The following is a 26,368-nucleotide window of genomic DNA, read 5'->3' on the forward strand; positions in this document are numbered from 1 at the left end:
TTCCTCACATCCGGAAGACGCCGAAGTTGGATGTGCCCTCCACCGGGGCACTGTGGATCGCCGACAGACACAACCCCAGCACCGTCCGGGTGTCGCGCGGGTCGATCACCCCGTCGTCGTAGAGCATCCCGGACAAGAACGCAGGCACCGATTCCGCCTCGATCTGGGCTTCGATCATCTGCCGCATCCCGGCATCGGCAGCCTCGTCGACTGTTCCGCCGCGCGCCTCGGTCGCCGCCCGCGACACGATCGAGATCACACCCGCTAGCTGCGCTGCCCCCATCACCGCGGATTTGGCACTGGGCCAGGCGAACAGGAAACGCGGATCGTAGGCGCGACCGCACATGCCGTAATGCCCCGCACCGTAGCTGGCGCCCATCAGCACCGAGATGTGCGGCACCGTCGAGTTGGAGACGGCATTGATCATCATCGAACCGTGTTTGATGATGCCGCCCTGCTCGTACTCCTTGCCGACCATGTAGCCGGTGGTGTTGTGCAGGAACAACAGCGGCGTGTTGCTGCGGTTGGCGTGCTGGATGAACTGGGTGGCCTTCTGCGCCTCTTGACTGAACAGCACGCCCTGCGCGTTGGCGAGGATGCCGATCGGGTACCCGTGCAGGCGGGCCCACCCCGTGCACAGCGAGCTACCGTATTCGGGTTTGAACTCGTCGAAGTCGCTGTCGTCGACGATGCGGGCGATCACGTCGCGCGGGTTGAACGGGATCTTCAGGTCCGCCGGCACGATGCCGAGTAGTTCGGACGGGTCGTGGTGCGGCTCGACGACCTCGGCCACCGGTCCGGGTCCCTGCTTGCGCCAGTTCAACCGGGACACAATGCGACGGCCGATGCGGATCGCGTCCTGTTCGTCGGCCGCGTAATGGTCGGCGAGCCCGGACTGACGCGCGTGCATCTGTGCGCCGCCGAGGGATTCGTCGTCGCTGTCCTCACCGGTGGCCATCTTGACCAGCGGTGGACCACCGAGGAACACCTTGGACGCATTCTCGATCATCACCACGTGATCGCTCATCCCCGGAACGTATGCACCACCGGCGGTCGAGTTGCCGAAGACCAGCGCGATGGTGGGGATACCCGCTGCGGACAGCCGGGTGAGGTCTCGGAACATCCGACCACCCGGGATGAACACCTCTTTCTGCGTGGGCAGGTCCGCCCCGCCGGATTCGACCAGCGAGATCACCGGCAGTCGGTTGGCCAGCGCGATGTCGTTGCAGCGCAGAATCTTGCGCAGTGTCCACGGGTTGGACGTGCCGCCACGCACGGTGGGGTCGTTGGCGACGATCATGCATTCGACACCTTCGACGACGCCGATGCCGGTGACGACCGAGGCGCCGACCTGGAAGTCGGAACCATATCCGGCCAGCGGGCACAGTTCGAGGAAAGCGGAATCCTCGTCGATCAGCAGCTCGATCCGCTCACGCGGAATCATCTTGCCGCGCTTGCGGTGCCGCTCGACGTACTTCCCACCTCCGCCGGCGAGAGCCTTGTCGAACTCCGCCTGCAGTTCGGTCAGCTTCTGGTTCATCGACTGCTCGGCGGAGCGGAAGTCCTCGGCAGCGGGATCAATGGTGGATCGAAGTGTGGTCACTGCTGATACCCCAATCGTTTTGCGGCGAGGCCGGTGAGGATCTCCGTGGTGCCGCCGCCGATGCCGAGGATGCGCATGTCCCGGTATTGCCGTTCGACCTCGGTGCCGGTCATGTAACCCAGTCCCCCGAACAACTGCACCGCCTTGTTGGCCACCCATTCACCGGTTTGCACCGCGGTGTTCTTGGCGAAGCAGACCTCGGCGATGAGATCGTCGCCAGAGGCGACCTTGCGCTCCACCACGGCCCGGGTGTAGGTCCGGGCCACGTCGATGCGGCGCGCCATCTCGGTGACGGTGTCCTGCACCGATTGCCGGGCGATGAGTGGTTTACCGAACGTCTGCCGGTCCCGGGCCCAGTCCAGAGTGAGGTCCAGGCACCGTTGCGCGCTGGCGTAGGCCTGCACCGCAAGACCCGCCCGCTCCGCGACGAACCCGGCGGCGATCTGCGCGAATCCGGAGTTCTCCGGACCCACCAGATTCGACACCGGGACCCGCGCATCGACGAAGGCCAGTTCCGCGGTGTCGGAGCTGCGCCAGCCCATCTTGTCCAGTCGGCGGGTGACGGTGAACCCCGGCGTGTCCTTCTCGAGCACCAGCAGCGACACGCCGGACGCCCCCGGCCCGCCGGTCCGCACGGCGGTGGTCACGAAGTCAGCGCGCACCGCCGAGGTGATGTAGGTCTTGGCGCCGTTCACCACGAAGTGGTCGCCATCGCGCACCGCGGTGGTCCGCAAATGGCCCACGTCGCTGCCGCCATCGGGTTCGGTGATGGCGAGGCTGCCGATCTTCTCCCCGGCCAACGTGGGTCGCACCCAGCGATCGATCTGGTCGGGATCACCGGCGGCGATCAAGTGGGGCAGAGCGATGCCGTGTGTGAAAAGCGAAGCGAACACGCCAGCCGCCGCCCCGGCGTAGTGGAACTCCTCACCCAGCACCGAGGCATCGACCAGGTCACCGCCGGAGCCTCCCACCTCCTCGTCGATGCCAAGTCCGAACAGGCCGAGCTTCGCGGCCTCACGATGCAGGTCACGCGGCAACAGCCCGTCACGCTCCCAGTCGTCCTGATGCGGCCGAACGTGCCGTTCGACGAATCCGCGGACGGTCGAACGGAGTTCGGCGCGCTCCGGGCTGTCCCAGACCGGACTGGTGATGGTCACCTGTTCTCCTCGCTGTCGGGGGATGCGCTGTCAGTTGGTGCCGCGGTGAAGGCGACGGGGATCGGTACCGGACGCGACCGCAGCCACTCCCCCATCCCCTTGGCCTGCGGATCGAAGCGCACGTTCTCGGCGACGCCGCGTCCGAGGACCCCTTCGATCACGAAGTTGACCGCATGGAGATTGGGCAGCCGGTACCGGTGCACGACGAGGTCGGCGACCTCGGGCAGCAACTCTTTGAGCAGCGCAACGTCGAGGGTGTGGTCGAGCCACTCGAAGTGCGCCGGATCACGCACCCACACACCGATGTTCGCGCTGCCGCCCTTGTCGCCGCTACGCGCGCCCGCCACCGTGCCCAACGGTATCGACGATGTCGGTCCCCAGTCGTGGGCACCGGATGGCGACGGCTCGTCGGGGTCGGCGGGCACCTCGGTGCGCAGCGAGCTCGGATCGATCCGCTCCACCACCCCATTGGGCAGGGCCACCCGATGCTCCACCTCGGCGGCGTCGACGTACCCGGGTTCGAACACCCCGTACGGCGAGCCGTTACCCGGCGGACCGGTCATGGTGAAGCCGGGATAGCTCGCCAGGGCCAACTCCACGGCGGTCGCCGAGAACGCCCGGCCGACTTTCTTCGCATCGGGATCGCGGACCACACAACGCAACAGCGCACTCGCCTGCTCCTCGGTGGTGGCGTCGGGCCGGTCGAGCCGGGACAGTTCCCACGCCATCTCGGCCGGCTGCGTCGGCAGCGCATCGGCGAACTGCGCCATGAACAGTTCGGCCTTGGCCTCGATGTCGAGGCCGGTCAGGATGAGGGTGATTTCGTTGCGCACACCGGCCAGATGGTTGAGCGACACCTTCGTGGTCGCCGGTGGCGCCTCGCCGCGCACACCGCTGATCGACACCCGATCCTCGCCGGCCTGCGTCAGCGTGATGCTGTCGAGTCGGGTGGTCACGTCGGGCCCCAGGTAGCGCGGTCCGGTGACCTCGTAAAGCAGTTGCGCGGTGACCGTTCCGACGGTGACCGCACCGCCGGTGTCGGGGTGTTTGGTGATCACCGACGAGCCGTCCGCGGCGATCTCGGCGATGGGGAATCCGAGATGCCCCATCCGCGGCAACTCGGTGAAGAACGAGTAGTTGCCGCCCGTCGCCTGCGCACCGCACTCGATCACATGGCCGGCCACCACCGCACCGGCCAGTGCATCCAGGTCATCTGGTTCCCAACCGAATTCACTGGCGGCCGGCCCCACGGTCAACGAGGCGTCGGTGACCCGGCCGGTCACCACCACGTCGGCACCGGCGTCGAGAGCCATCTTGATGCCGAACGCGCCCAGGTAGGCGTTGGCGGTCAGCGGCGTGCCGAGGCCGAGCTCGGCAGCACGCTCGGTGAGGTCGTCACCGTCGACGAACGCGATCCCCGCATCGATGCCCACGCTGTCGGCGAGTTCGCGCAACGCCACGGTCAACCCGTGCGGGTTGAGTCCGCCGGCGTTGACGACGATCCGGACGCCCTTGTCGACGGCCAAACCGAGACTGTCTTCCATCTGACGCAGAAAGGTCTTGGCGTAACCGGCTTTCGGGTCCTTCATCCGGTCGCGGCCGAGGATGAGCATGGTCAGTTCGGCGAGGTAGTCGCCGGTCAGGTAGTCCAGCTCGCCGCCGTCGAGCATCTCGCGGACAGCGGCGAAGCGGTCGCCGTAGAAGCCCGACGCGTTGCCGATGCGAATACTGCGCGGTGCGGTGGAGGCCATCTCGTCAGTCCTTCGTCGCGGTGCCGGCGGGTTCGCGGCCCGCTCCGGGCGGCCCGGCGAAGGCCTGGGCGATCCGAACCCATCGGCGCGCCTCGTCGCCGTCGACGGTCAGATCCGAGTCGGCCGCTGCACGCCGCTGGGTGACCACGCCGCAGAAATCGACGGCCGGACCCCGCACGATGTCGGGGGCGTCCTCGGGTCCCCACGTCCACAACTGCCCCGATGGCGCGGTGAGCTCGTAGCGGAACGCAGCCTCCGGCGGGGTCAGCCCGTTGACCGTGTAGGCGAAGTCGCGGGTACGGACCCCGATGTGCACGACACCCTTGATGCGGTCGGTGGGGGTCCGCGCCACCCCCAGCGCGTCGGCGACGTCGAGCCCGTGCGCCCAGGTCTCCATCAGTCGCGCGGTGGCCATCGACGCCGCCGACATCGGCGGTCCGAACCACGGGATCTTCACACCGTCGGGCACAGCGCGCAGGGCATCCGCGAGCGCGCTACGCGCGGTCCGCCAGTCGTGGAGGATTCGCGCGGGGGCTGCGGCCGCACCACGCTCGGCGGCCTCGTCGACGTAACGCTCCGCGTTCGGCGCCGCCTCGGTGAGCGCGACCGCGAACCCGTCGGGGTCGGTAGCGGCGAGCAACGCCATCCCGTCGGTCCAGCTCAGGTGGGCGATCTGATGTGCAATCGTCCATCCGGGAGCCGGAGTCGGCCGGGACCAGGTGGCATCGTCAAGGTCGGCCACCAGGTCATCGAGTTCTCGGGATTCATCGCTCAGATCGGCGACGAGAGTGTCCACCAACGACATGCGACCAGCGTCACACATGCCGCCAGAAAAAGCAATCATGCTTGATTGTTTTTTACCGCCGCCATCGCACGTCCGGCGTCGAAACCCGGCCCGCAGAACTCAGCGATAGATGACGTCAGCGGCCGCGGTGCTCAGCACCGTGCTGTCGGCCGACCGCATGATCGCCTCGAAGGACGCGATCCGACGACCCGCCTTCACCGGCCGCACGTCGACGGCGAGCTCGCCGCCGTGCACTGCCGGCGACCTGAGGAACCCGATGGCGAGGTCGCCGAGCTGGTAGTCCGCGCCGGCGGCGGCGTTGGCCTGACCGGCGAACGAGCATGCCTGCGCCGCGATCGCAGCGATCACTCCCCCATGCATGGTGCCGAAGATGTTGCCCATCCAGGGCTCGGTGGTGATCAGGAAACGCACACCGGCGGCGCGGTCGTAGTCGACGAGTTCGACCCGACCGTTGAGAAGGTCGGCGATCGGCCCGGCCGGGCGTATCCCGTTCGCGATCTGCTCGACGATCTCCCGCCCGGTCAGGGACGGCTCGATGGCCGGCGGCAGTTCGACGCCATGGGTGTAGGCACCGCTGGGTGTGGGTTCGGCGCCGCGGGGCTCGGCGGGATGCGCGTCGAAGGATCGCCCCACCGCCACGTTGCGCGCGGTTCCGGTACAGCACAGCCGTCCGGTCGAGGTGACCAGATCGACCCGGGTCGAACCGAAGCCGTCGTCGTGCATCATCAGCTCGGCGGTCCCGGTGACCCGGTCATCCACGCCGACGCGCCCCTGCATCGACATCGCCAGCCGCGCCTGTACGCACGGGGACCCGTTGGGGCCGGACCGGAAGAACGGCAGGCCCCCCAGGTGATCGAACAGCACCGCCAGGGCCGCCAGGTCGATGCGGCCGCGGTGATCGGCGAACAGCGGTCCGAGCTGCTGGTCGGCGGCCACCCGGCCGCCCTCGACCATGGCCACGTTGCCGATACCGAAGGCACTCATCGGATCGGTCGGCGGCTCGCGGTCTGTCCAGTTCATGTCGGCAACCATGGACCAATCCAAGCACTCGCATCGCAGTGGTCGGCGTCACGCATCTCGGATGCATAACAGATCACCACGGGCGCGCCCCGGCGGCCGTGGGCGTCGGCGACCCTGGGAGGCAACGCCGGCGACCATGCGGGCCCACCTCGAAGGGAAAGCAATGACCGTGATCGCGTCCCGACTCGTCTCCCGCGGTACCACCGCGCGCCAGTCCACCCTGATCGCCGCAGCAGCTGCCGCCGGGCTCACCCTGAGCGTCGGCGCGGGCGTTGCCGATGCCGCACCGACCCCGTTGCGTGTCGACCAGGCCCCGAATGTCGGCATCACTGTCGACGACAACGGGATCTCGGGAGGTTTTGCCGCCGATCTCACCGCGGTGGCAGCCGACGGTGAGCGCACCCGGTTGGCGCTGCGGCCGTTCGCCGAGGCATGTGCCGACAGCCTGGCCACCGCACGGGTGGCCATCACCTGGCGCAACGTGAACACGAACCGCACCGACGACGTCACCTTCCCGGTCTGCGCTGCCGGCAAGCCCTCGTCGGGCGCGGTCGTATCCACTGGCATCGGCCGGATATCGTTCACCACCACCATCATCGGACGGGCCGAGCAGGCCTTCACGATCAGCCCCGGCACCGGCTGGTTCATCCGCTGATCGGCTCCGCGGAACGTCCGAGTAGACATTTCTCGGAATCTGTTCACAAGGAATGAGAACACGTTCTACAGTGAGGACGTGGCCGAGACCGTGACGCAGCTCCTCCGCGAGCGCACCGACGACGACAACCTGGCGATCACCTACAACGACATGCAATGGTCGTGGCGGGAGTACATCGCGGCTGCCGAACGTGCCGCAGCCGCGGTCTTGACGCTGACCGACCGGTCACGGCCGCCGCATGTCGGTGTCCTACTCGGCAACACACCGGACATGCTGATCGCGCTGGCCGCGGGAGCACTCGGCGGCTACGTCACCGTCGGTCTCAACAACACCCGCCGCGGCGAAGGTCTGGCGGCCGACATCGTCCGCGCCGACTGCCAGATCCTCATCACCGATGCCGAGCATCGCCCGCTGCTCGCCGGTCTGAATCTGTCCGGGGTTCGTGTGCTCGACACATCGTCGCCGGAGTGGGCCACGCTGCTGGCCGATGCCGGCGAGCTGGTCCCGCTGAGCGAGCCGACCGCAATGGACACGTTCATGCTGATCTTCACCTCCGGAACCAGTGGTAACCCCAAACCGGTTCAGTTCGCGCACATGATGATTCCGTTCGCCGGACCGGTCCTGGCCGACAAGTACGATGTGGGACCAGGGGATGTCTGCTACCTGTCGATGCCACTGTTCCACTCCGCGGCCCTGATGGGCGGCTACTGCGTGGCGCTGTGTGGCGGGGCGGCGATCGCACCGGCGAAGTTCTCCGCGTCGACCTTCCTCGACGACATCCGGCGATACCGGGCCACCTACATGAACTACGTCGGGAAACCACTGGCCTACATCCTCGCCACCGAGGAGCGGTCCGACGACGCCGACAACCCTCTGCGCGTGGCGTTCGGCAACGAGGCCACCGACCGCGACATCAACGAGTTCTCCCGCCGTTTCGCATGCACGGTGTGGGACGGCTTCGGCTCCACCGAACTCGCCATCATCATCACCCGCGAACCGGGCACACCGGAGGGTTCCATCGGCAAGGGTTTTCCCAATGTGGCCGTGTACAACTCGGACACGCTCACCGAGTGTCCGCGTGCCGAGTTCGACGAGAACGGCGCACTGACCAACGCGGAGGACGCCATCGGCGAGCTGGTCAACATCGAGGGCGCCGGCATGTTCATGGGCTACTACAACGACGCCGACGCCACCAGCGAACGAATCCGTCACGGGATGTACTGGTCCGGCGACCTCGCCTACAAGGACGCCGACGACTGGATCTACCTCGCCGGGCGGACCGGCGACTGGATGCGGGTCGATGGCGAGAACCTGGCCGCCGGACCGATCGAACGCAATCTGCTGCGCATTCCCGAACTCAACCGGGTGGCCGTGTACGCGGTCCCGGACGAGCATGTCGGTGACGCGGTGATGGCGGCGGTCGTGTTGCAGGACGACGCGAAGTTGACACCCGAGTCGTTCGCCGAACAGCTTGCCGCACAACCGGACCTGTCCCCCAAGGCGTGGCCGCGGTTCGTCCGTATCGAGGATGACCTGCCCACCACTGCGACGAACAAGATCCTCAAGCGGGAGCTCAAGAAGGACGGACCGACCTCGACCGGCGGAACGTTGTGGGTGCGGGATGCGCGGTCCAGGGACTACCGGGTGGTGACCACCTCGGCGGCCGTGTGAGCGTGCGAATGCCCGTCGACCCCTCCGACCCGCGCAAGCCGCTTCCGGAGATCGGCTACTACGCACTCTCCCGGCACCCCGTCAACCCGGGTGAGCTGGTAGACGAGGCCGCCCTGGCGGATCGAGCCGGTTTCGGGACCGCATTCGTCTCCGAACGGTTCAACGTCAAGGACGCCGCCGTCCTCTGCGGGGCCATCGCGGCTGCGACCACGCGTATCGGGGTCGCCACCGCGGCAACCAATCACAACACCCGTCACCCGATCATCACCGCGACGATGGGGGCAACTCTCGCCGAACTCAGCGGCAACCGGTTCGCCCTGGGCCTCGGCCGCGGGATCGACGCGCAGTGGCAGATCCTCGATGTGCCGCCGGTCACCGGGGCGCAACTCGCCGATGTCGCCGAAGTTCTCCGCATCTTGTGGCGCGGCGAGATGATCGTCGGACACGACGGCCCGATCGGGAGCTTTCCGCTGCTGAATCTCGGCGTCTCGGTGACACCGGTACCGGTCATGCTGATCACCATGTCCCGCCGGACACTCGAACTCGCCGGTCGCATCGCCGACGGCGTGGTGCTGCACACCTTCTTTTCCGACGAGGCGACGCGTAGAGCCGTAGAGATCGTGCGCACCGCCGCCGAACGCGCCGGACGGGACCCGGCGTCGGTACGCATCTGGTCGGTCCTGGCCACCATCCCCGACGGACTCGGTGACGCCGAACGACTCCGTCGCCTCTACGGACGACTGGCCACGTACCTGCAGGGCTACCCCGATGTCCTCATGAAGGCCAATGACTGGGCCGCGGCAGATCTCGAACACCTGAGAGCGACGGACGCGTTCGTCGGCGCGCGCGGTCCGATTGACGCCACCGCGACCGACGACGAGATCCGGCAACTCCATGCGGCCATACCGCAAGCGTGGGTGGCCGACTCGGCGACCGGCAGCGCGGCACAGTGCGCCGCCACTATTGCCCACCAATTCGACCTCGGTGTCGACTCCGTCATCCTGCACGGGGCGGCCCCGTCCGAACTCCTCGACGTCCTCGCCGCGTATCGGTCCATCCGACCGGAACTGCCTGATCTCCCGGTCAATCCCGGACTCTCCGCGGCCTACGCGCGCGTCTCGATCGGTGACACTCGATGACCGGGAGCGGGGTGAGTCCATCGCCCTCGAAACCGGGGTTGATCCCCACCGATGTCGACGCGGTCACCGCCGACTTCCTCACCGGTGTGCTGCGTTCGGCCGGTCACGTGGCGACGGTGGCTTCGGTGTCGGCATCTCCGGTCGGTTCCGGTCAGATGGCCAGTTCGTTCCGGTTGTCGCTCACCTACGCGATCAACGACGCGACGCTCCCGACAACCATGGTCGCCAAGATCGCCACCGGCCCACTCGACCAACGCACGTTCGCAGTGGGCGCATTCCGCAACGAAGTTGCCTTCTACGCCGACATCGCCCCGACAGTCGACGTCCCCACTCCACGCGCATACGCGGCGGTGATCTCCGATGCGGGAAGCGAGTTCGTGCTGCTCCTCGAGGACATGGCCCCGGCGGAGCAGGGTGATCAGATCGCCGGCGCCGATCCGCAGGCCGTCACCGCGGTTGCCGTTGCCGCCGCCGGCCTGCACGCACCCCGGTGGTGCGATGAAACGCTGCTCACCGAAGCCGGCCTGAACTTGCCCACCGCCGAGGACGCGGACATGATGCAGGAGTTCCTCGTCCCGATGGCGGACACCTTCCGCGAGCGGTTCGCGCCGACGGGGCCGGACTCTGCAGCCCTCGACCATCTCGTGGCGCACGCACACGACTGGCTCGTCGCATCCGACCAGCCGTACACGATCATCCACTCCGACCTGCGGCTCGACAACATCCTGTTCGATCCGGACGGAACGGCCACGGTGGTCGACTGGCAGACCATTGCCGCCGGTCCCCCCTTGCGTGACATCGCATTTCTGGTCTCTACGAGTCTGTCGGTCACGGACCGGCGCGCTCATGAACGAGCCATCGTGAGCGCCTACCACGATGCACTGTGCACACGCGGGATCGCCGACTACTCGGCAGCGCAGTGCTGGAACGATTACGTCGACGGCCTGCTGCACACGCTGCTGCTGGTGGTGTTCGGCGCGGGCGCGGCGCAGCCCACCGAGCGTGGTGATCGCATGTTCGCGACCATGTTGTCGCGGGGTGCCGCAGCCGTCGCCGATCATGCGAGCGGATCGTCGGGGTGAAACTGGTGATCGGGGCGACCGGTTTCCTCGGCTCCCGGGTGACGCGGCAGTTGGTCGAATCCGGCGAACACGTGCGGGTTCTGGTGCGCGCGACCAGCAACACCCGGGCCATCGACGATCTCGATGTGGAGCGGGTGGTCGGCGACCTGTTCGACAGCGACGCGCTGGCGTCGGCGATGTCGGGCTGCGAGGTGGTGTACCACTGCGCGGTAGACGCGCGCGCCTGGCTCACCGATGGCTCGGTGTTGGATCGAACCAATGTTGACGGGGTGCGTTCGGTGCTTGACGTCGCCGCCCGTGCCGACCTGCGAAAATTCGTGTTCACCAGCAGCATCGCGACGATCGGACGCCGTCCGGACGCCATCGTCGACGAGACCGACGAGTTCAACTGGCACCACGAGGCGAACGATTACATCCGGTCCCGGGTCGCCGGCGAGGACGTCGCCCTGGGTTACGGACGCGACGGCCGGGTGCCGGTCGTCGCGCTGTGCGTGGCCAACACCTACGGCCCTGGCGACTACCTGCCCACCCCGCACGGGTCGTTCGTCGCGGGCGCCGCGCTGGGCAAACTGCCCTTCACCGTTCGCGGGATGCGCACCGAATCGGTGGGTGTCGACGATGCCGCCGCCGCGCTCCGTCTCGCCGCCGACAAGGGCCGCGTCGGCGAACGCTACATCATCGCCGAGTCGCAGATCGACCTCGACGAGGTCGTGTCCATCGCAGCCGGCATCGCCGGTCGTCGAGAACCCCGTCTGGTGTTGCACAAACCGACGATGTATGCGATCGGTGCGGTGGGCTCCTTGCGCAGCCGACTGACCGGTGCCACACCCAAGCTCAGCGTGCAGACCGTACGGCTGATGCACCAGATGTCGCAGATGGATCACCGCAAGGCGGTGCGCGAACTCGGTTGGGAGCCGGCACCGGTGGCCGATGCCGTGCGTGCGGGGGCGCGGTTCTGGCTCGACCTCGCGGCGCGGCGAACGGCTGCAGGTGCCGGCCCTTCGTGACGCCCACCCCTCACATCAGTTCGTGCCCAGCAACTCCGCGAGTTCGCTCAGCGTGTAGGGGGCGCTGTCCTTGTGGTCGCGGTAGGCGACGAACGACGCCTGCTGGGGCTCATAGCGCCCGATGAAACCGCCTGCTGCGGTGAATATTTGACCGGTGACGTGTCGTGCGGCGCCGCTGGCGAGGAACACGTAGAGCGCGGCGACGTACTCGGGCGGGGCAGGGTCGAGCGCCGCGTCCCGGGTCACCTCGTCGAGTATCCCTCGCCGATGCAGGCTCTCGATATGCGACACGTAGTCGTCACCGCTCGACAACCGCGACTTCGCACCGGGCATCACCACGTTCACCCGGACGCCACGGTCGGCGAGGTCGGCACCAGCGGCCAGCGCAAGGGCGTTGACCCCGCCCTTGGCCGCCGGGTAGCCACTGCCCCCGAACATCCCGAGCGAGGCCGCGGACCCGGTCAGGACGATCGACCCGGTCTGCTGTTCGGCGAAGACCCGGCCGGCGGCCTGCATCAGATGAAATGCACTCATCAGATGTGCGTCGAGCTGGTCACGGAACTCCTCGGCGCTGATCGACAGGATCGTCGATCCCGGCGGTTCGGCGATCCCGGCACAGTTGATGGCGATGTCGAGCGCCCCGAACTCCGAGAGCGCCGCATCGACCATCTTCTGGGCCACACCGTCGTCACCGGCCGACCCGACAACGCCCACCGCATAGCCACCACCGCCACGGATCTCGGTGACGGTCTCATCGACGGCAACCGGATCTCGACCGTTGATCACCACCGACACACCTCGTCCGGCGAGCGCGTATGCCACCGACAGACCGATCCCCCGGGTCGCGCCGGCCACCGCGGCAACGCGACCCGAGAGACTCAGGTCCCCCGCCCCCGGCCAGGGGGCGGTCACCGACTCGGGGTCATCAAACACCGCTACCCACCGGCGTGATCGGAATCGATCGCCCACGGTCGGTGAACTCGAAGTCGGCGCCCGAACTGAATCGCGCGATCGCCACCTCCCCTGACTCCTGGTGCGCGGCATCTCCTCTGCTCATCACGAACTCGGTGACTCCGTCGGCAGCGGTTGCCGACGACACCGCCCAGTATGCGTCCACCGCGGTCGCGATCGCCTGCAGCGGTTCGACGTGGTCGGCATCGAGAAGCGCGATCCAGCCGCCGTCGACGGCCGCATCCGACTCGGTGGGCACCACAACGATGACGTCGTCCCCCCGCACCTCGGCAGCCACCCCGGTGTAGGCGAGCGGACCGAGAACCGGATGCAGGTTGATCACCGTCGCCAGGGCCGACGCGTCGGCGCCCAGCGTCAGCGCCCGCCGCAGACGGTCGGCCGACAATCCCGCGATGCCGGTCAGCTGTTTGCGGTAGATTTCGCGCACCTGGGCCTCATCGGTCGCGTGCCGACGAACCGACCAGAGGAAGCCGAGCGACAACAGCTGGTGCTGCAGTGCGATCTCCTCGGCGATCCGGGCGAGCGCGGTGTGTGACCACTCCCGGAACTGGAGGTCGGCGAGCAGCGGTCCCCGGTAGTCGACCAGTCCGTCTGTCGCCGACGCGTCGATGGGGGTGAGCGTCACCGTCCCGGCTCGGGTGCCGAACATCTCCTGCGCATCGGACGGCAACGGCAGTTCGTCGCGGTCGTCCTCGATCGTCACTGTCCACTCACAATGCGGTGTACGACCTTCCGGCCGTCGCGGCGGCCGGTGGATCGGACGGATGCGCGCCCGACGGTTCGTGGCGATGGCAGTGGCGTCGAAAGTCGGGTCCTCGATGTCGTGGCACATCGTGGTGACGTAGTCGTCGCCCATCGGTTCCACGTCCATCAACGCGCCGCAGTGCTGCAGGAAGAAGGAACCGTGGTACTTGTCGGTCACCTCATAGCGAAAGTCCATGAACTGTGGTGGCGCACCGATGTCGAGTTGCAGACATTTGAACATGTCCTCGACGCCGTCGCCGTCGATGCCGAGAGCGGTGCGCATACGCTGGGTGTAGACGGGGCTGGCGGCCATCCACTCCTCGATGGCGACCTGCCCCATCACTTCTCGCCCGAAGGCGCTGATCAGGTGTGCCATACCACTGCGGTCGATCAACTGCCCGGAGAGCAGGAGTTCGGGCACCAAGACGGCGAGTTGCGACTGACTCAGACCTTGGTAGGCCGGGGCTAAGGTAGTCATCTCAGTGCTCACCAGAACTCGACGGGCGCCTTGCCGAACGGATACCAGCCCGGCTGATCGCCGGTGGCCTTCTCGATCCGCTTGAGCATGCCGTCACTCATCGCGTTGTTCTTCAGCATCTCGATGAACAGCGCCGACACGTTCCCGTAGTCGAAGAAGTCGCGCTGCCAGGAGAACTGGAAGTTACCGGCGTACTTGAACCAGCTGCCCTGAATACCCTCGAGGGCGTAGTTGGTGCCGTCCTCGCGGGTGCCCTGATACACCTGCTTCCAGAAACCGATCATGTCGCCGGTCTGATCGTCGATCACCCACGCCTGATACGGATACTCCCAACCTTCGAGGCCCTCCATCTCCTGGCCGAGTGCGATGTCGCGGATCTCGTCGCGTCCGACGGCCATGAAATCTTTGTCGGGGCCGTAATTCCACCCGTAGGTGGCGTCTTCGGTGTAGAACTCCGCCAGCGGTTTCCAGTCGCCGGCCTTCTCCGCCTCGACGTTGGCGTCCAGCCAACGCTGTTTCATCTCTTCCAGTTCGGCACGATCAAAAGGCATGTCGCGTCTCTCCACTCACTCGTCGTCCACAATCTTGAGGGCTTGTGTCGGGCAATACATGACCGCGGCCTCGACCTCGGCTCGGCGGCTCTCGTCTGGCTCCTTGTCGAGGATCTCGACGTGGTCGGAGTGCGCTCGGAAGACCTCAGGCGCCTCCATCTCGCACATGCCGTGCCCCTGGCACAGATCCAGATCCACTTCGACACGCATCGGCGCTCACCGCCTCCGGTACTTCACACGGCACGGCTGCTGCAGCTGAACGACCATCTTGGAATGATCATTGCGGTAGGTCTCCGACGGCTGCAGCATCTCGAACTCGTAGTTCTGGAACAGTACCGAGAAGATCGCCTTGAGCTGCATGATCGCGAACTGCGCCCCGACGCAACGATGGCGGCCGGCACCGAACGGAATCCACGTCCACCGGTTCACCAGGTCCTCCTGCCGGGGCTTGTCATAGCGATCCGGATCGAAGGTGTCCGGCTCGGGGAAGTCCTCGGGTAGCCGGTTGGAGATGGCCGGGGACACCGCGATCGACTGACCTGCCGTGATCTCGAAGTCCTCGATGTGGAAGTCGTTCTGCACCACACGCATCAGGATGATCAGCGGTGGGTGCAGCCGCAGGGCCTCCTTGAGCGCATTCTCCAACTGCGGCATCTGCCGGGTGTGGGCAAAAGTGTATTCGGGCCGTTCGCCGTCGGGGGTGTCGCCGTAGATCTCGTCGAGTTCGGCGTACACGCGCCCCATGTAGTCGGGGTTGCGCAACAATTCGATCAGCGTCCACGCTGCGGTTCCTGAGGTGGTGTGGTGGCCGGCGAACATCATCGAGATGAACATCCCGGTGATGGTGTTGGCGTCGAATCCGACCTGGACGAGAACATCCATCAGGTCGCGATCTTCTTTGTTCTCAGTCGGATTCGCGATCCGCTCGTCCATCACGCCCTGGATGAACTCCACCAACTCGGCCCTCGCCTCGTCGCGCTTGCGGAAGCTCTCGATGTCGGCGTTGTAGTCGACGTAGGCGATCGGGTCGGTGCCCTTCTCCAGGTCGTGGAACAGGTGCGCGATGTGTCCGTTGAGCCGCTCGCGGAACTTGCGGCCGATCAGGCACGCCGACGACGTGTACAGCGTGAGTTCGGCGAAGAACTCGAGCAGGTCGATCTCGCCTTCGTCACCCCAGTCGGCGATGATGCGTTCGACCTCGTTCGGGATGGTCACCGCGTGCTGCTTCATGTGCGGGCCCTTGAGCGCCGAGTTGTGGATGGCCTTGGAACGCTCTTCGGGGCTGGTGTCGAAGACGACGCCCTCCCCGAACACCGGCGTCATGAACGGGTAGGCGGCCGCCTGATCGAGATCTTCTTCCGGCGCCCGGAAGAACTCCTCATTGGCAAGTGCACCCGAGACGAGGACCACCTCCCGGTCGGCGAGCTGGAACTGGCCCACATCGCCACACTCGTCGCGGACCCGCCAGAACAGCCCGATGGGGTCAGAGGCGAGTTCGTCGAGGTGGCCGTGTTCGCCGTCCCCGCCGGAGACGCGCTGGGGTTTGGTGAGAGCGGTCATGCGTCGGTTCCCTTCTTGGTCAATGCTCCTTCGGCCTCGATCTCCACCACGCGCATGTGCGCCCCGCGCGGCATCGCGACGATGGCGCCGATCCCCTGCGCAAGGTGTTCGGGGGCAAGGAAGTTCCCATGCCGAGCGAGGCCGTGTCTGATCCAGTCGTTGAGCATGGCGTCGGTGGATTTCTGATCCAGGTTCATACCCATGCCGGTGATGGTCTGGCCCGGCCGGATGATGCTGGCCCGCACGCCGGTTCCTTCGAGTTCCAGCTGCACGGTCGCGACCAGGCCGTCGATACCCGACTTCGCCGCCACGTAGGCCGACGACCAGGGTCGCGGATGCAGCGCCACATCGGAACCGATGAACACGAAGTCACCGCGTCCGCGTTCGATCATGTCCGGGACCACCGCACGGTAGATGCGGTGTGCGCCGACGAGGTGGATGTTCACCTGCGACGCGAACTCATCGGAGGACGTCTCGTAGGAGAGCCCGATCGCGAGATCGCCCGCACCGGAGACCGCGATCTCGATTGGCCCCAGGGCTGCCTGCGCCTTCGCCACGCAGTCGACGACGGATTGTTCGTCGGTCACGTCGAGCGGGACCGCCACCGCCTCACCACCATTGGCGGTGATCTTCTCGGCGATCTCGTGGCACTTGTCCACGCGCCGGGCTGCGAGTGCGACCGGATAGCCTGCGTCGGCCAGATATTCGGCGGTCGCTGCGCCGATACCCGAGGACGCACCGGCGATCAGCACCGGTCGTCTGTCCGGATGAGGGATGAATGCCATCAGCGCACCTGCACTTTCACGGGTAGTTGGGCGAAGCCACGAACATTCACCGAGTGGACGCGGACGGCACGATCCATGTCGATGTCCACCGACTTGATGGTGCGAACCACCTCGGACAGACCGATGTTCGATTCGAGTCGCGCGAGGTGCGCGCCGAGACAGAAGTGGGTCCCCATGCCGAAGCTCATCAGCGCTTGGCTGCAGTCGCGGCCGATCTGGTACCGATCGGCGTTGTCGAAGACCTCGTCGTCCCGGTTGGCCGAACCGACGAGCAGCAGCACCCGATCACCCTCCGGGATGGTGATGTCACCGAAAGTGGTGTCGGCGGCGACTTTGCGCAGCACCATCTGCGTCGAGTTGTCGTATCTGAGGGTCTCCTCGGTCCAGTCGGGCACCATGTCCTCGTCGGCGATCACCTTGGCGAGTTCGGCCGGATTGCGCCAGGCCCAATACAGTGCGCTGGCAAGCAGTTTGGTCGTGGTCTCGTTGCCGGCGACCACCATCAGCACCATGAAGCCGACGATCTCGTCCTCGGTGAGGCTGGTCTTCTCGCCGGTCTCGTCGTCGTCGATCTCGGCGGCGATCAACGCCGACACCAGATCCTCGCCGAGATTGTTCCGGCGTTCGGCGATGAGTTCGGTGTAGTACTTGTGCAGTTCGATATAGGCGTAGACGGCGGCCTCGGGGATGTCGAGCACACCCTCTTCGCGATGCAGCAGCAGATCCGACTGCTGCCGCAGGAAGGCGCGATCGGCCTCGGGGACCCCCAGCAGTTCGGAGACGACGTCCATCGGGAGCAGGCCGGCGAAGTCCTCGACGTAGTCGAACTCGCCCATCTCGAGACATCTGTCCCAATGTTGCTGTGTCAGTGCGGTGATCCGATCTGTGAGGTCGTTGACGCGCCGTGGCGTGAACCCCTTGGACACCAGCTTCCGGATGCGCATGTGCTTCGGGTCGTCCATCGCCAAGAACGACATTGACTTGTGTGCGTCCGGCCCATACGACGACGGGTCCATCGACACGCCCCACGCGTTGGACAGGTTCACACTGTCGCGAAACCCCGTGCGCACATCGGAATGTTTGGCCAGCGCCCAGAAGTTCATCTCCGCGTTGTAGTAGACAGGCGCCTCGTCCCGGAGCCGAGCGTACGTCGGATACGGATCCTCGTGAAAGTCATAGGCATACGGATCGAACGGGACGAGATGCTCCATACCCGTCCCCGTGGCGGTATCGGTCATCACTTCTCCATCAGTAGGTGTGCTGCTGCGACCAGACGTTCGGATGTCTGCTCGTAGGACATATGCCCCATCCCCGCGTGCACCAGGCCACCGGCGTAGATCATCTCGAGTGCATCGAGCAGCGGACCCGGGTGCTCGGGGTCCACCTCGAGCGCCTCGGCGAGCCGGCGACGAATAAAACCGCCGATCCGCAGGCGCAGGTGCTCGACGTCCGGGTCGGTGCCCAACAGCGCCATGGTCACGGCGCCACCGAGCTGCCCCTCACCTGCCACCACCATCGAGACCTCACGCAGCACCTGGGCGACGCGCTCGGCCGGTGGCACCGACAGATCCGGCTCGGGCACACCCGCACTGAGGCGACGCCAGAACACCTCGGCGACCAGATGACTCTTCGACGAGAAATACGTGTACGCGGTCGCCGGGGCGACCCCCGCCAATTTCGCCACGGTGCGCACAGTGAGACCGTCGAAACCCTCGATGTTGAGCACCTCGACCGCCGCGTCGGTCAACCGGGTGACCGTCTCGGCCTGTTGCTGCGTCAGCCGTCGGCGAGTGGATTCCTGAGACACGGGACTGGACATGTGAGTCACGCTACACTAGGTTTGATCACGAGTCCAGACACCTGTCCAGATGGAGTTCCAGACCATGCCTCTACGCCCAGTGTCGTCGTCAGACCTGTTGATCGACGGCAAACTCGCTCCCGGCACCGGCGGCACTTTCGATGTGCGCAACCCGGCCACCGAAGAAGTACTCGGCCAGGCGGCCGATGCCACCGCCGACGACATGGACGCGGCGATCGCGGCCGCGCGCCGCGCCTTCGACACCACCGACTGGTCACGCGACCACGGGTTCCGCGCGCGCTGTCTGCGTCAGCTTCGCGATGCGCTGCTCGCCCACGGCGACGAGTTCCGCGAACTCGCCGTCGCCGAGGTCGGTTGCCCGACCTTCCTGACCTCCGGACCCCAATTCTCCGGCCCCGTCAACGATCTCGGCTACTTCGCCGACCTGGCCGAGTCCTACGAGTGGACCACCGATCTCGGCGAGGCGAAACCGATGGGCCTCAAGAACACCCGCGAAGTCCGGTACGAGGCGGTCGGGGTGGTCGGCGCCATCACCCCGTGGAACTTCCCGCACCAGATCAACTTCGCGAAGATCGGCCCCGCCTTGGCGGCCGGTTGCACGGTGGTACTCAAGCCCGCGCCGGACACCCCGTGGTGCGCGGCGTTGGTCGGCAAGGTCATCGCCGAGGAAACCGACTTCCCGCCCGGCGTCATCAACGTCGTCACCTCCAGCGATCACGCGCTCGGTGCGCAGCTCTCGACCGATCCGCGCGTCGACCTGGTCTCGTTCACCGGTTCCACCGCGACCGGCAAGAAGGTGATGGCCGGTGCCGCCGAGACATTGAAGAAGGTGTTCCTGGAACTCGGCGGGAAGTCGGCGTTCATCGTGCTCGACGACGCCGACATCGCGTCGGCCTGCTCGATGGCCGCGTTCAACGTGGTCACCCACGCCGGTCAGGGATGCGCCATCACCACCCGGCTGGTGGTCCCGCGCGAGAAGCTCGACGAGGCGATCACCGCGACGAAGAACGCGCTGGCGGGACTGCCCGCCGGCGATCCGAGCGACGCGGGAACCATCTGCGGACCGTTGATCTCGGCCGTCCAACGCGACCGGGTGGAGTCCTACATCGCGCTCGCCAGGAGCGAGGGCGGCACCATCGAGATCGGCGGCGGCCGTCCCGCCGACAGGGACAAGGGCTACTTCGTGGAGCCCACCCTGATATCCGGCCTGGACAACTCCGCCCGGGTCGCGCAGGAGGAGATCTTCGGGCCGGTGCTGGTGATCATTGCGCACGACGGCGACGATGATGCGATTCGCATCGCCAACGATTCACCATACGGCCTGTCGGGGGCGGTCTGGGGTACCGATCCGGACCGGATCAACAAGGTCGTCAACGGAGTCCGCACCGGGACCATGGGCATCAACGGCGGCATCTGGTACTCCGCCGACGTCCCGTTCGGTGGCTACAAGCAGTCCGGCATCGGTCGCGAGATGGGCGTCGCCGGATTCGAGGAGTATCTGGAGTCCAAGGCCGTGGCGACCCCGGCGTGACCCTTCGTGACGCTCGCAAGCTCGCTCCTCAGGGAACAGCAGGTGACGCTCGCAAGCTCGCTCCTCACCGACCAACAGATGACGCTCGCACAACCCACAACAGAAAGCAGCACAATGACTTCCGATAGTCGCAACCGTTTCGGAGACAAGACCATCATCGTGACCGGGGCCGCCGGCGGCATCGGTGAGGTCTATGCCCGCGCTCTGGCCGCCGAGGGCGCCAACGTCGTCGTCGCCGACCTCAACGACGACGCAGGTAAGCAGGTGGCCGCCGACATCAACGGTCTCTACGTCAGTACCGACGTCGCCGACGAACAGTCCGCGCAGGCGCTCGCCGCGGCGGCCGTCGACGCCTATGGCCGGATCGACGGTCTGGTCAACAACGCGGCGATCTACGGCGGGATGAAGCTCGACTTCCTGATCACCGTGCCCTGGGACTACTACAAGAAGTTCATGAGCGTGAACCTCGACGGCGCCCTCAACGTCACCCGGGCGGTGTACCCGCATATGACCGACGGCGGCGCGATCGTCAACCAGTCCTCCACCGCCGCATGGCTCTACAGCGGTTTCTATGGCCTGGCCAAAGTGGGTGTGAACGGCCTCACCCAGCAGCTGGCCACCGAACTGGGCGGACAGAACATCCGGGTCAACGCCATCGCGCCCGGCCCGATCGACACCGAGGCCACCCGCTCCACCACTCCCAAGGAAATGGTGGACGACATCGTCAACCGTCTGCCGCTCAAGCGGTTCGGGACACCGGAGGATCTGGTCGGCATGTGCTTGTTCCTGCTCTCCGACGAGGCCGGTTGGGTGACCGGGCAGATCTTCAATGTCGACGGTGGACAGGTCATCCGCTCATGAGTGACCCCGGCCCGGGACAGATCCGGCTCGGCTACGTCGGACTCGGCAACATCGGGGGTCCGATGGCCGCAAGCCTCACCGCCTGGTCGGACGAGCTCACGGTGTTCGACCTCTCCGCCGACGCAGTCGCCAAGCTCGTCGATGCGGGCGCCACCGCGGCGTCATCGTTGGTCGATCTCGCCACCCGTGCCGACATCATCGGCATCTGCGTGCTCAACGACGATCAGGTACGCACGGTCGTGTCCGGTGCCGGCGGGCTCCTCGAGGCCGCCACGCCCGGAACGATCATCGCCGTCCACTCCACCATCAGCCCTCAGACGGCCACCGAGTTGGCCGCCCACTGCGCCGACAAGGGCGTCACCCTGCTGGACGCACCGATCTCCGGGGGCGCGGCGGGTGCCGAGCAGCGGCGGCTGGCCATCATGGTCGGGGGTGACCGGGAGGCATACCTGCGGTTGAAGGAGCCTTACGCGGCGGTGTCGGACATGCTCGTCCACGCTGGCAACGACGTGGGCGCCGGCACCAAGATGAAATTGGCGCGCAACCTGATGCATTTCGTGGCGTTCACCGCGGCGATGGAGGCATCTCGCCTCGCCGAGGCCGCCGGGATCGACATCACCAAGCTCGGCAAAGTGGTTCGGCACACCGACGCGATCACCGGTGGGCCGGGTGCGATCATGCTGCGCGACACCACTGCCGACGTGGCACCCGACGACTTCTGGCACGACGTGCTGATCCCAGTCCGCGGGCTCGGCGAAAAGGATCTGACCCTGGCGCTGGAACTGGGACGCGAACTCGACGTCGACCTCCCCCTCGGCGAAATCGCGCTACGCGACTTCGCGGCGGAACTCGGTGTGCCACATCAGGAAGGAGAACAACGATGACGGCCCCACATGAGGCAGGTACAGACGGGTCGAGCCCAGACGAGACTGCCGACGCCCGGCGGCGAAAGGGCCTCGACATGATGTCGAAGGTCTACGGCTGGGAGATGTCCGACGGACCGGGCGACTTCTTCGCGCACACCTGCGATCAGGTGTTCGCCGAAGTGTGGACCCGCGAGGGGTTGTCCATCCGTGATCGTCGGCTGATCCTGCTGGGTGCGCTCGCCGCCGGTGGGCAGATCGACGTGGCCGAGATACAGGCCGGGGCAGCCCTGACCAACGAGGAACTGACTCCCGAGCAACTCGAGGAGATCGCGTTGTTCCTCTGCTACTACGTGGGCTGGCCGTTGGGCACCAAGATGAACTTCATGTTCGGCACTGTGATCGCCAATCATCGCAAGAACCAGAAGTAGCCCATGTCCGTCTCGGGCCGTGGACCTCGCCCGAGCCAGTCAGGAGCATCATGGAGTTCACCTACGAAGACCTGACGGCCGACGAGTACCACCACCGGGTTGCGGTGTACCAACCGCTCACCGCAGCCCTCCGCGAACTCGTCGACGCCGTCATCCGGACCGAGGTCGACGACGCGACCGTGCACTCGGCGACGGAAACGATCTCGGAGGTCACCGCAGCCTTGCGGGCACAGCAGATCCCCGGGGCCTACGGTGTCCGGCACACCGCCGAGGGTCGCGGAATGGCCTGGGGCAACGCGGTGATCGGCCTCCGCAACGCGATCGCGCCACCGCTGACGGTGGTCCGGGGCAGTGTCACCGATCCAGTGGTCGCCCACGCCGACGTGGAACTCGGCGCCGCATACGAGGGTCCGCCCGGTCACGTCCACGGTGGTGTGGTTTCTCTGCTGTTCGACCAGGTTCTCGGTGAGGCGGCGAGTATGACCGGCCTACCGAGCTACACCGGGACGCTCACCATCCGATATCTGCGGCCCACCCCGTTGGGGCCGCTGCGGATCGAAGCATTCACTCCAGAACGGGATGGCCGAAAGACGTTGGCCCGCGCGGCGATGCTGGTCGACGGGGCTGTCACAGCGGAGGCCGAAGGCCTCTTCATCTCACCGCGCGGGATGACTCCGCTGCACCCGTTTGCCGGCGAGTCCCGATGATGCGGCCGGCGTTCTCCCGCGGGTCACCGTCGCATGGCCCGCGCATCGACCGCTACGGTGCGCCCGGCGCCACGAAGGGCAGGCCGCGCGGCGCCCCGTCCCGCGCCAGATCCACCAGCGCGTCGACGTCGAGACACGTCTCCACGAGATCGCCGAGCACGTCGAGTCGCCGTTCTCGCGCGGCCCCGAAAGAGACGTCAGAAGCATTGAGCGACAGAGACTGCCGAAGAAACTCGTGCCGCAACTCGTCGCCCTCGAGCGAACCGTGCCACATGGTGCCGAAGACGCGGCCCGCACGTGCGCCGGCGAGGAACTCTTCGGCGCCTTCACCTCGGGTGATCCGCCCGTGATGGATTTCGTAGCCCGAGGCCGGCACGTCGCGCCACCGCCCCTCCGACAGCCGCAGTACCTTCGACGACCCGAAGGTGGTCTCGACGTCGAGCAGTCCCAGACCGTCGACCTCGGCCGGCGCACCTTCGATACCTTCGGGGTCGCAGACCGTGCGGCCGAGCATCTGAAAGCCACCGCAGATACCCAGCACCGGTCTGCCCGCCTGTGCGTGGTCGATGATCGATCGGTCGAGGCCGCGCTCGCGCAGCCAGGCCAGGTCGGCGATGGTCGATCGCGTGCCCGGCAACACCACCAGGTCGGCGTCGGCCAGCGATCGGGGATCCGAGGCGAACACGACGTCGAGGTCGGGTTCGATACCGAGCGCGTCTACGTCGGTGAAGTTGCTGATGCGGGGCAGCCGGATCACCACCACCCGTGCGCGCCGCCCGGTCGTCGTCCGTCGTCCTTGCAGGTCGAGGGCATCCTCGGAGTCCAACCAGATGTCCGGGTGCCAGGGCAGCGTGCCGAACACCCGGCGGCCGGTGACCCGTTCGAGATCGCGCAGGCCCCCAGCGAGCAGATCGAGGTCACCGCGGAACTTGTTCACGACGAACCCCGCAACCAATGCCTGATCCTCCGGCGACAGCAGGGCCACCGTACCGAGGAACGCCGCGAACACCCCACCGCGATCGATATCACCGACGACGACCGTCGGCAGATCGGCATGCCGGGCCAATCCCATGTTGACGTAGTCACCCGCCCGCAGGTTGATCTCGGCGGGGCTGCCCGCGCCCTCGGCGACCACCACGTCGAATCGAGTCGCGAGATCGTCGAAGGCGGCGTGTGCCGCCCGCCCGAGCTCGCGCCGTCCCTCCAGCCAGTCCGAGGAGTCGATCGCACCCCACGGCCGTCCCATCAACATGACGTGGCTGCGGCGATCGCTCCCCGGTTTCAGCAGGACCGGATTCATCGCCGCCTCCGGGGTGGCCTGCGCCGCCATGGCCTGCACCCACTGGGCCCGCCCGATCTCCACACCGTCACCGTCTGGACCGACGCACACCATCGAGTTGTTCGACATGTTCTGCGCCTTGTACGGCGCGACCCGCATGCCACGGCGCGCCAACGCCCGGCACAAACCGGTGGTCACCACGCTCTTACCGGCGTCGCTGGTGGTGCCCGCGATCAAGATGCCCGCCATCGAGAACTCCTCACCCACGAACCGGTCGCAGATCAGTAAACTCGACAATCAGCGTGAAGCACAAACGCTTTCATGTGACCGTCGGCAGAAGGGAAGCCCACGTGTCCGCAGGGACCCCACCAGCACGCGACGTCATCGAACCGATCGAGTTCACCGAACTGTCCGGCGGCAACGGCTGTTCGATCGTGAGCGCCACCCCGGGACCCGACCTCGTCGAACACGGCTACCGTGAGGGTGAGTACGCGGTCCGCGGTGTGGCGCGCGGATACGCGCCGTCGGGCGCCGACGGCGTGACGTTGCTCGATTCCGCCGCGTTCACCACGCGCGCCCTGCTCCGACGACCCGTCGCGGACACCGGTTTCAACGGCACCGTCGTGGTGGAGTGGCTCAATGTCAGCAGCGGCTCCGATGCCGCACCCGAATACACCTATCTCGCCGAGGAACTCCTCCGGAACGGCTACGCCTGGCTGGGCGTGTCGGCCCAATACACCGGAATCGCCGGCGGACACGGTTCGGTGGGAATGGCGATCGATGGCGGTCCCCGCAGTCTTGCCGCCAAGGACCCGGAACGCTATGGCGCACTGCGTCACCCCGGCGATGCCTATTGTTTCGACATCTTCGGTGCCGTCTGCGCCGCACTGCGCGCACCCTCCGACGACGGTCACCCGCTGAGCGGGTTGTCGGTGCGACGCGTGCTCGCCGCAGGCGAGTCGCAGTCGGCGATGGCGCTGACCACCTACGCCAACCGGTTCGCCGAGCGCCATGCGGTCCTCGACGGCATCCTCATCCACAGCCGCGCCGCAGCCGAGATGCCGTTCGGCGAGCCCGGATGCGGCGTCGACATCGACCAGGTCTTCCGCGGCGCACCCACCAGGATCGCCGAATCGGTGCCCATCCCGGTGTTCATGGTGCAGACCGAGACCGACGTGTTGACCAACTTCATGTCGGTGCGGTCACGTCAGCCCGACACCGACCGCATCCGGATCTGGGAGCTGGCCGGGACCTCGCACGCCGACCTGCACCAGATCGGCCCGTACGAATCCATGCTGGGCTGCCCGACACCGGTCAACCGAGGCCAACAGCGTTTCGTCCTGCGCGCAGCCCTGCACCACCTCAACGCCTGGGCCGCCGGTGGCCCCCCGCCGCCGATCGCGGCACCGCTGGCCGTCGAGAGCCTCGACACGAGACCACGATTCGTTCTCGACGAAATCGGCAACGTTGTCGGCGGGGTGCGTTCACCCAGCGTCGACGCGGCGACCCAGGTACTGCGCGGCATCGTCACCGGTGACGTCGTCCGCATCTGCATGCTCTTCGGTTCCACGACTCCGGCCGATCCCGGCCTGCTGGCGCGACGGTATCGCGACGCCGATGACTATCTGGCCCGGTACCGCTCGGCGACCGAGCAGATGATCGACAGTGGATTCGCCCTCGCCGCTGATCGCGACGAGATCCTCGCCGACGCGCGGCCGGATCTGGTGCCCAGCCGATCGGCCGTCGGCTGACCCGATGACCCCGTTCCATCCACGAGGACGTGTTCTTCGTTGACGTAGTCGCAGAGACGGGCCGACGGTAACGTCGATCGAGTGGACAACGACGTGTACGAGAACTCCGGATCAGCTCCGTTCGGAGCGGAGGAAGCCGACGCGGT

25 protein-coding genes are annotated in these 26,368 nt (G+C 66.7%); 11 read left to right on the forward strand and 14 right to left on the reverse strand.

Going from position 1 to position 26,368, the window contains the following annotated elements:
- Positions 1–4 precede the first annotated feature (4 nt).
- The 5 genes from ACIGKQ_RS11430 to ACIGKQ_RS11450 form a co-directional block, all read right to left on the reverse strand.
- Complete coding sequence (locus ACIGKQ_RS11430; protein WP_235723539.1) at positions 5–1,603, reverse strand: acyl-CoA carboxylase subunit beta; 1,599 nt, start codon at positions 1,601–1,603, stop codon at positions 5–7.
- Positions 1,600–2,760, reverse strand: a complete 1,161-nt coding sequence (locus ACIGKQ_RS11435; RefSeq protein ID WP_235723538.1) for an acyl-CoA dehydrogenase family protein — start codon at positions 2,758–2,760, stop codon at positions 1,600–1,602. Before ACIGKQ_RS11435 ends, ACIGKQ_RS11430 begins: the two co-directional genes overlap by 4 nt.
- On the reverse strand, positions 2,757–4,511 hold the full coding sequence (locus tag ACIGKQ_RS11440; RefSeq protein ID WP_396573673.1) for an acyclic terpene utilization AtuA family protein: 1,755 nt from the start codon (positions 4,509–4,511) through the stop codon (positions 2,757–2,759). Before ACIGKQ_RS11440 ends, ACIGKQ_RS11435 begins: the two co-directional genes overlap by 4 nt.
- 4 nt (positions 4,512–4,515) lie before the next feature.
- Positions 4,516–5,316 (reverse strand): TIGR03084 family metal-binding protein, encoded by an 801-nt coding sequence (locus tag ACIGKQ_RS11445; RefSeq protein WP_235723536.1) that lies wholly within the window; start codon positions 5,314–5,316, stop codon positions 4,516–4,518.
- 99 nt (positions 5,317–5,415) lie between these two features.
- On the reverse strand, positions 5,416–6,336 hold the full coding sequence (locus ACIGKQ_RS11450; RefSeq protein ID WP_235723535.1) for a hotdog domain-containing protein: 921 nt from the start codon (positions 6,334–6,336) through the stop codon (positions 5,416–5,418).
- Between the two features lie 163 nt (positions 6,337–6,499).
- Here ACIGKQ_RS11450 and ACIGKQ_RS11455 point away from each other — a divergent pair, with 163 nt between their 5' ends.
- From ACIGKQ_RS11455 to ACIGKQ_RS11475, 5 genes are all read left to right on the forward strand, one after another.
- Complete coding sequence (locus tag ACIGKQ_RS11455; RefSeq protein WP_235723534.1) at positions 6,500–6,991, forward strand: hypothetical protein; 492 nt, start codon at positions 6,500–6,502, stop codon at positions 6,989–6,991.
- Positions 6,992–7,069: 78 nt separating this feature from the next.
- The gene (fadD1, locus tag ACIGKQ_RS11460; RefSeq protein ID WP_235723533.1) at positions 7,070–8,662 is read left to right on the forward strand and encodes a fatty-acid--CoA ligase FadD1; all 1,593 of its coding nucleotides are present in this window, start codon (positions 7,070–7,072) and stop codon (positions 8,660–8,662) included.
- 8 nt (positions 8,663–8,670) lie between these two features.
- Positions 8,671–9,801: a TIGR03857 family LLM class F420-dependent oxidoreductase gene (locus tag ACIGKQ_RS11465; protein ID WP_235723532.1), complete on the forward strand. Its 1,131-nt coding sequence runs from the start codon at positions 8,671–8,673 to the stop codon at positions 9,799–9,801.
- Positions 9,798–10,883 carry an ecdysteroid 22-kinase family protein gene (locus ACIGKQ_RS11470; protein ID WP_235723531.1) on the forward strand — a complete coding sequence of 362 codons (1,086 nt, stop codon included), beginning with the start codon at positions 9,798–9,800 and terminating at the stop codon, positions 10,881–10,883. The genes ACIGKQ_RS11465 and ACIGKQ_RS11470 overlap by 4 nt, the downstream gene beginning before the upstream one ends.
- Positions 10,880–11,890 carry an NAD-dependent epimerase/dehydratase family protein gene (locus ACIGKQ_RS11475; protein WP_235723530.1) on the forward strand — a complete coding sequence of 337 codons (1,011 nt, stop codon included), beginning with the start codon at positions 10,880–10,882 and terminating at the stop codon, positions 11,888–11,890. The genes ACIGKQ_RS11470 and ACIGKQ_RS11475 overlap by 4 nt, the downstream gene beginning before the upstream one ends.
- Before the next feature lie 15 nt (positions 11,891–11,905).
- Here ACIGKQ_RS11475 and ACIGKQ_RS11480 read toward each other — a convergent pair whose 3' ends face one another.
- From ACIGKQ_RS11480 to ACIGKQ_RS11515, 8 genes are read right to left on the reverse strand one after another with little or no spacing between them, the layout of a single operon-like run.
- Positions 11,906–12,802 (reverse strand): SDR family NAD(P)-dependent oxidoreductase, encoded by an 897-nt coding sequence (locus ACIGKQ_RS11480; protein ID WP_235723598.1) that lies wholly within the window; start codon positions 12,800–12,802, stop codon positions 11,906–11,908.
- 13 nt (positions 12,803–12,815) lie between these two features.
- Positions 12,816–14,084, reverse strand: coding sequence for a hypothetical protein (locus ACIGKQ_RS11485; RefSeq protein WP_235723529.1), 1,269 nt, complete (start codon positions 14,082–14,084; stop codon positions 12,816–12,818).
- A gap of 8 nt (positions 14,085–14,092) precedes the next feature.
- Positions 14,093–14,635: a nuclear transport factor 2 family protein gene (locus ACIGKQ_RS11490; protein WP_396573678.1), complete on the reverse strand. Its 543-nt coding sequence runs from the start codon at positions 14,633–14,635 to the stop codon at positions 14,093–14,095.
- Positions 14,636–14,650: 15 nt separating this feature from the next.
- Positions 14,651–14,845, reverse strand: a complete 195-nt coding sequence (locus ACIGKQ_RS11495; RefSeq protein ID WP_235723527.1) for a ferredoxin — start codon at positions 14,843–14,845, stop codon at positions 14,651–14,653.
- 6 nt (positions 14,846–14,851) lie between these two features.
- On the reverse strand, positions 14,852–16,195 hold the full coding sequence (locus tag ACIGKQ_RS11500; RefSeq protein WP_235723526.1) for a cytochrome P450: 1,344 nt from the start codon (positions 16,193–16,195) through the stop codon (positions 14,852–14,854).
- On the reverse strand, positions 16,192–16,980 hold the full coding sequence (locus tag ACIGKQ_RS11505) for an SDR family oxidoreductase (RefSeq protein ID WP_266061636.1): 789 nt from the start codon (positions 16,978–16,980) through the stop codon (positions 16,192–16,194). Before ACIGKQ_RS11505 ends, ACIGKQ_RS11500 begins: the two co-directional genes overlap by 4 nt.
- Positions 16,980–18,218: a cytochrome P450 gene (locus ACIGKQ_RS11510; protein ID WP_396573681.1), complete on the reverse strand. Its 1,239-nt coding sequence runs from the start codon at positions 18,216–18,218 to the stop codon at positions 16,980–16,982. The genes ACIGKQ_RS11505 and ACIGKQ_RS11510 overlap by 1 nt, the downstream gene beginning before the upstream one ends.
- Complete coding sequence (locus ACIGKQ_RS11515; protein WP_235723523.1) at positions 18,218–18,799, reverse strand: TetR/AcrR family transcriptional regulator; 582 nt, start codon at positions 18,797–18,799, stop codon at positions 18,218–18,220. The genes ACIGKQ_RS11510 and ACIGKQ_RS11515 overlap by 1 nt, the downstream gene beginning before the upstream one ends.
- Before the next feature lie 64 nt (positions 18,800–18,863).
- Between ACIGKQ_RS11515 and ACIGKQ_RS11520 the strand changes: the two genes are divergently transcribed.
- The 5 genes from ACIGKQ_RS11520 (at position 18,864) to ACIGKQ_RS11540 (ending at position 23,192) form a co-directional block, all read left to right on the forward strand.
- The gene (locus ACIGKQ_RS11520; protein WP_235723522.1) at positions 18,864–20,330 is read left to right on the forward strand and encodes an aldehyde dehydrogenase; all 1,467 of its coding nucleotides are present in this window, start codon (positions 18,864–18,866) and stop codon (positions 20,328–20,330) included.
- A 114-nt stretch (positions 20,331–20,444) separates the two neighbouring features.
- Positions 20,445–21,191 carry an SDR family oxidoreductase gene (locus tag ACIGKQ_RS11525; RefSeq protein ID WP_235723521.1) on the forward strand — a complete coding sequence of 249 codons (747 nt, stop codon included), beginning with the start codon at positions 20,445–20,447 and terminating at the stop codon, positions 21,189–21,191.
- Positions 21,188–22,075: an NAD(P)-dependent oxidoreductase gene (locus ACIGKQ_RS11530; protein WP_235723520.1), complete on the forward strand. Its 888-nt coding sequence runs from the start codon at positions 21,188–21,190 to the stop codon at positions 22,073–22,075. Before ACIGKQ_RS11525 ends, ACIGKQ_RS11530 begins: the two co-directional genes overlap by 4 nt.
- Before the next feature lie 77 nt (positions 22,076–22,152).
- Positions 22,153–22,485, forward strand: a complete 333-nt coding sequence (locus ACIGKQ_RS11535) for a carboxymuconolactone decarboxylase family protein (protein ID WP_235723597.1) — start codon at positions 22,153–22,155, stop codon at positions 22,483–22,485.
- A gap of 50 nt (positions 22,486–22,535) precedes the next feature.
- Entirely contained in the window at positions 22,536–23,192 is a 657-nt protein-coding gene (locus ACIGKQ_RS11540; RefSeq protein ID WP_266061639.1) for a PaaI family thioesterase, read from the forward strand.
- Positions 23,193–23,244: 52 nt separating this feature from the next.
- Here ACIGKQ_RS11540 and ACIGKQ_RS11545 read toward each other — a convergent pair whose 3' ends face one another.
- A complete protein-coding gene (locus ACIGKQ_RS11545; RefSeq protein WP_287015356.1) occupies positions 23,245–24,720 on the reverse strand; it encodes a cobyric acid synthase in 1,476 nt (491 codons plus the stop codon).
- A gap of 101 nt (positions 24,721–24,821) precedes the next feature.
- On the opposite strand from ACIGKQ_RS11545, the gene ACIGKQ_RS11550 reads away from it, so the two are divergent.
- Positions 24,822–26,222, forward strand: coding sequence for an alpha/beta hydrolase domain-containing protein (locus tag ACIGKQ_RS11550; protein ID WP_287015355.1), 1,401 nt, complete (start codon positions 24,822–24,824; stop codon positions 26,220–26,222).
- Positions 26,223–26,368 lie beyond the last annotated feature (146 nt).

Origin of the sequence: Gordonia sp. NPDC062954 (assembly GCF_044543825.1) — a bacterium.
GTDB classification, from domain to species: Bacteria; Actinomycetota; Actinomycetes; order Mycobacteriales; family Mycobacteriaceae; genus Gordonia; species Gordonia tangerina.

Coding starts and splice junctions, on each gene's coding strand:
- ACIGKQ_RS11450 (WP_235723535.1), bottom strand. CDS start 6,336: ATGAACTGGACAGACCGCGAGCCGCCGACCGATCCGATGAGTGCCTTC.
- ACIGKQ_RS11445 (WP_235723536.1), bottom strand. CDS start 5,316: ATGTCGTTGGTGGACACTCTCGTCGCCGATCTGAGCGATGAATCCCGA.
- ACIGKQ_RS11545 (WP_287015356.1), bottom strand. CDS start 24,720: ATGGCGGGCATCTTGATCGCGGGCACCACCAGCGACGCCGGTAAGAGC.
- ACIGKQ_RS11535 (WP_235723597.1), top strand. CDS start 22,153: ATGATGTCGAAGGTCTACGGCTGGGAGATGTCCGACGGACCGGGCGAC.
- ACIGKQ_RS11510 (WP_396573681.1), bottom strand. CDS start 18,218: ATGACCGATACCGCCACGGGGACGGGTATGGAGCATCTCGTCCCGTTC.
- ACIGKQ_RS11520 (WP_235723522.1), top strand. CDS start 18,864: ATGCCTCTACGCCCAGTGTCGTCGTCAGACCTGTTGATCGACGGCAAA.
- ACIGKQ_RS11540 (WP_266061639.1), top strand. CDS start 22,536: ATGGAGTTCACCTACGAAGACCTGACGGCCGACGAGTACCACCACCGG.
- ACIGKQ_RS11465 (WP_235723532.1), top strand. CDS start 8,671: ATGCCCGTCGACCCCTCCGACCCGCGCAAGCCGCTTCCGGAGATCGGC.
- ACIGKQ_RS11495 (WP_235723527.1), bottom strand. CDS start 14,845: ATGCGTGTCGAAGTGGATCTGGATCTGTGCCAGGGGCACGGCATGTGC.
- ACIGKQ_RS11490 (WP_396573678.1), bottom strand. CDS start 14,635: ATGCCTTTTGATCGTGCCGAACTGGAAGAGATGAAACAGCGTTGGCTG.
- ACIGKQ_RS11500 (WP_235723526.1), bottom strand. CDS start 16,195: ATGACCGCTCTCACCAAACCCCAGCGCGTCTCCGGCGGGGACGGCGAA.
- ACIGKQ_RS11455 (WP_235723534.1), top strand. CDS start 6,500: ATGACCGTGATCGCGTCCCGACTCGTCTCCCGCGGTACCACCGCGCGC.
- ACIGKQ_RS11440 (WP_396573673.1), bottom strand. CDS start 4,511: ATGGCCTCCACCGCACCGCGCAGTATTCGCATCGGCAACGCGTCGGGC.
- ACIGKQ_RS11530 (WP_235723520.1), top strand. CDS start 21,188: ATGAGTGACCCCGGCCCGGGACAGATCCGGCTCGGCTACGTCGGACTC.
- ACIGKQ_RS11525 (WP_235723521.1), top strand. CDS start 20,445: ATGACTTCCGATAGTCGCAACCGTTTCGGAGACAAGACCATCATCGTG.
- ACIGKQ_RS11515 (WP_235723523.1), bottom strand. CDS start 18,799: ATGTCCAGTCCCGTGTCTCAGGAATCCACTCGCCGACGGCTGACGCAG.
- ACIGKQ_RS11470 (WP_235723531.1), top strand. CDS start 9,798: ATGACCGGGAGCGGGGTGAGTCCATCGCCCTCGAAACCGGGGTTGATC.
- ACIGKQ_RS11505 (WP_266061636.1), bottom strand. CDS start 16,980: ATGGCATTCATCCCTCATCCGGACAGACGACCGGTGCTGATCGCCGGT.
- ACIGKQ_RS11485 (WP_235723529.1), bottom strand. CDS start 14,084: ATGACTACCTTAGCCCCGGCCTACCAAGGTCTGAGTCAGTCGCAACTC.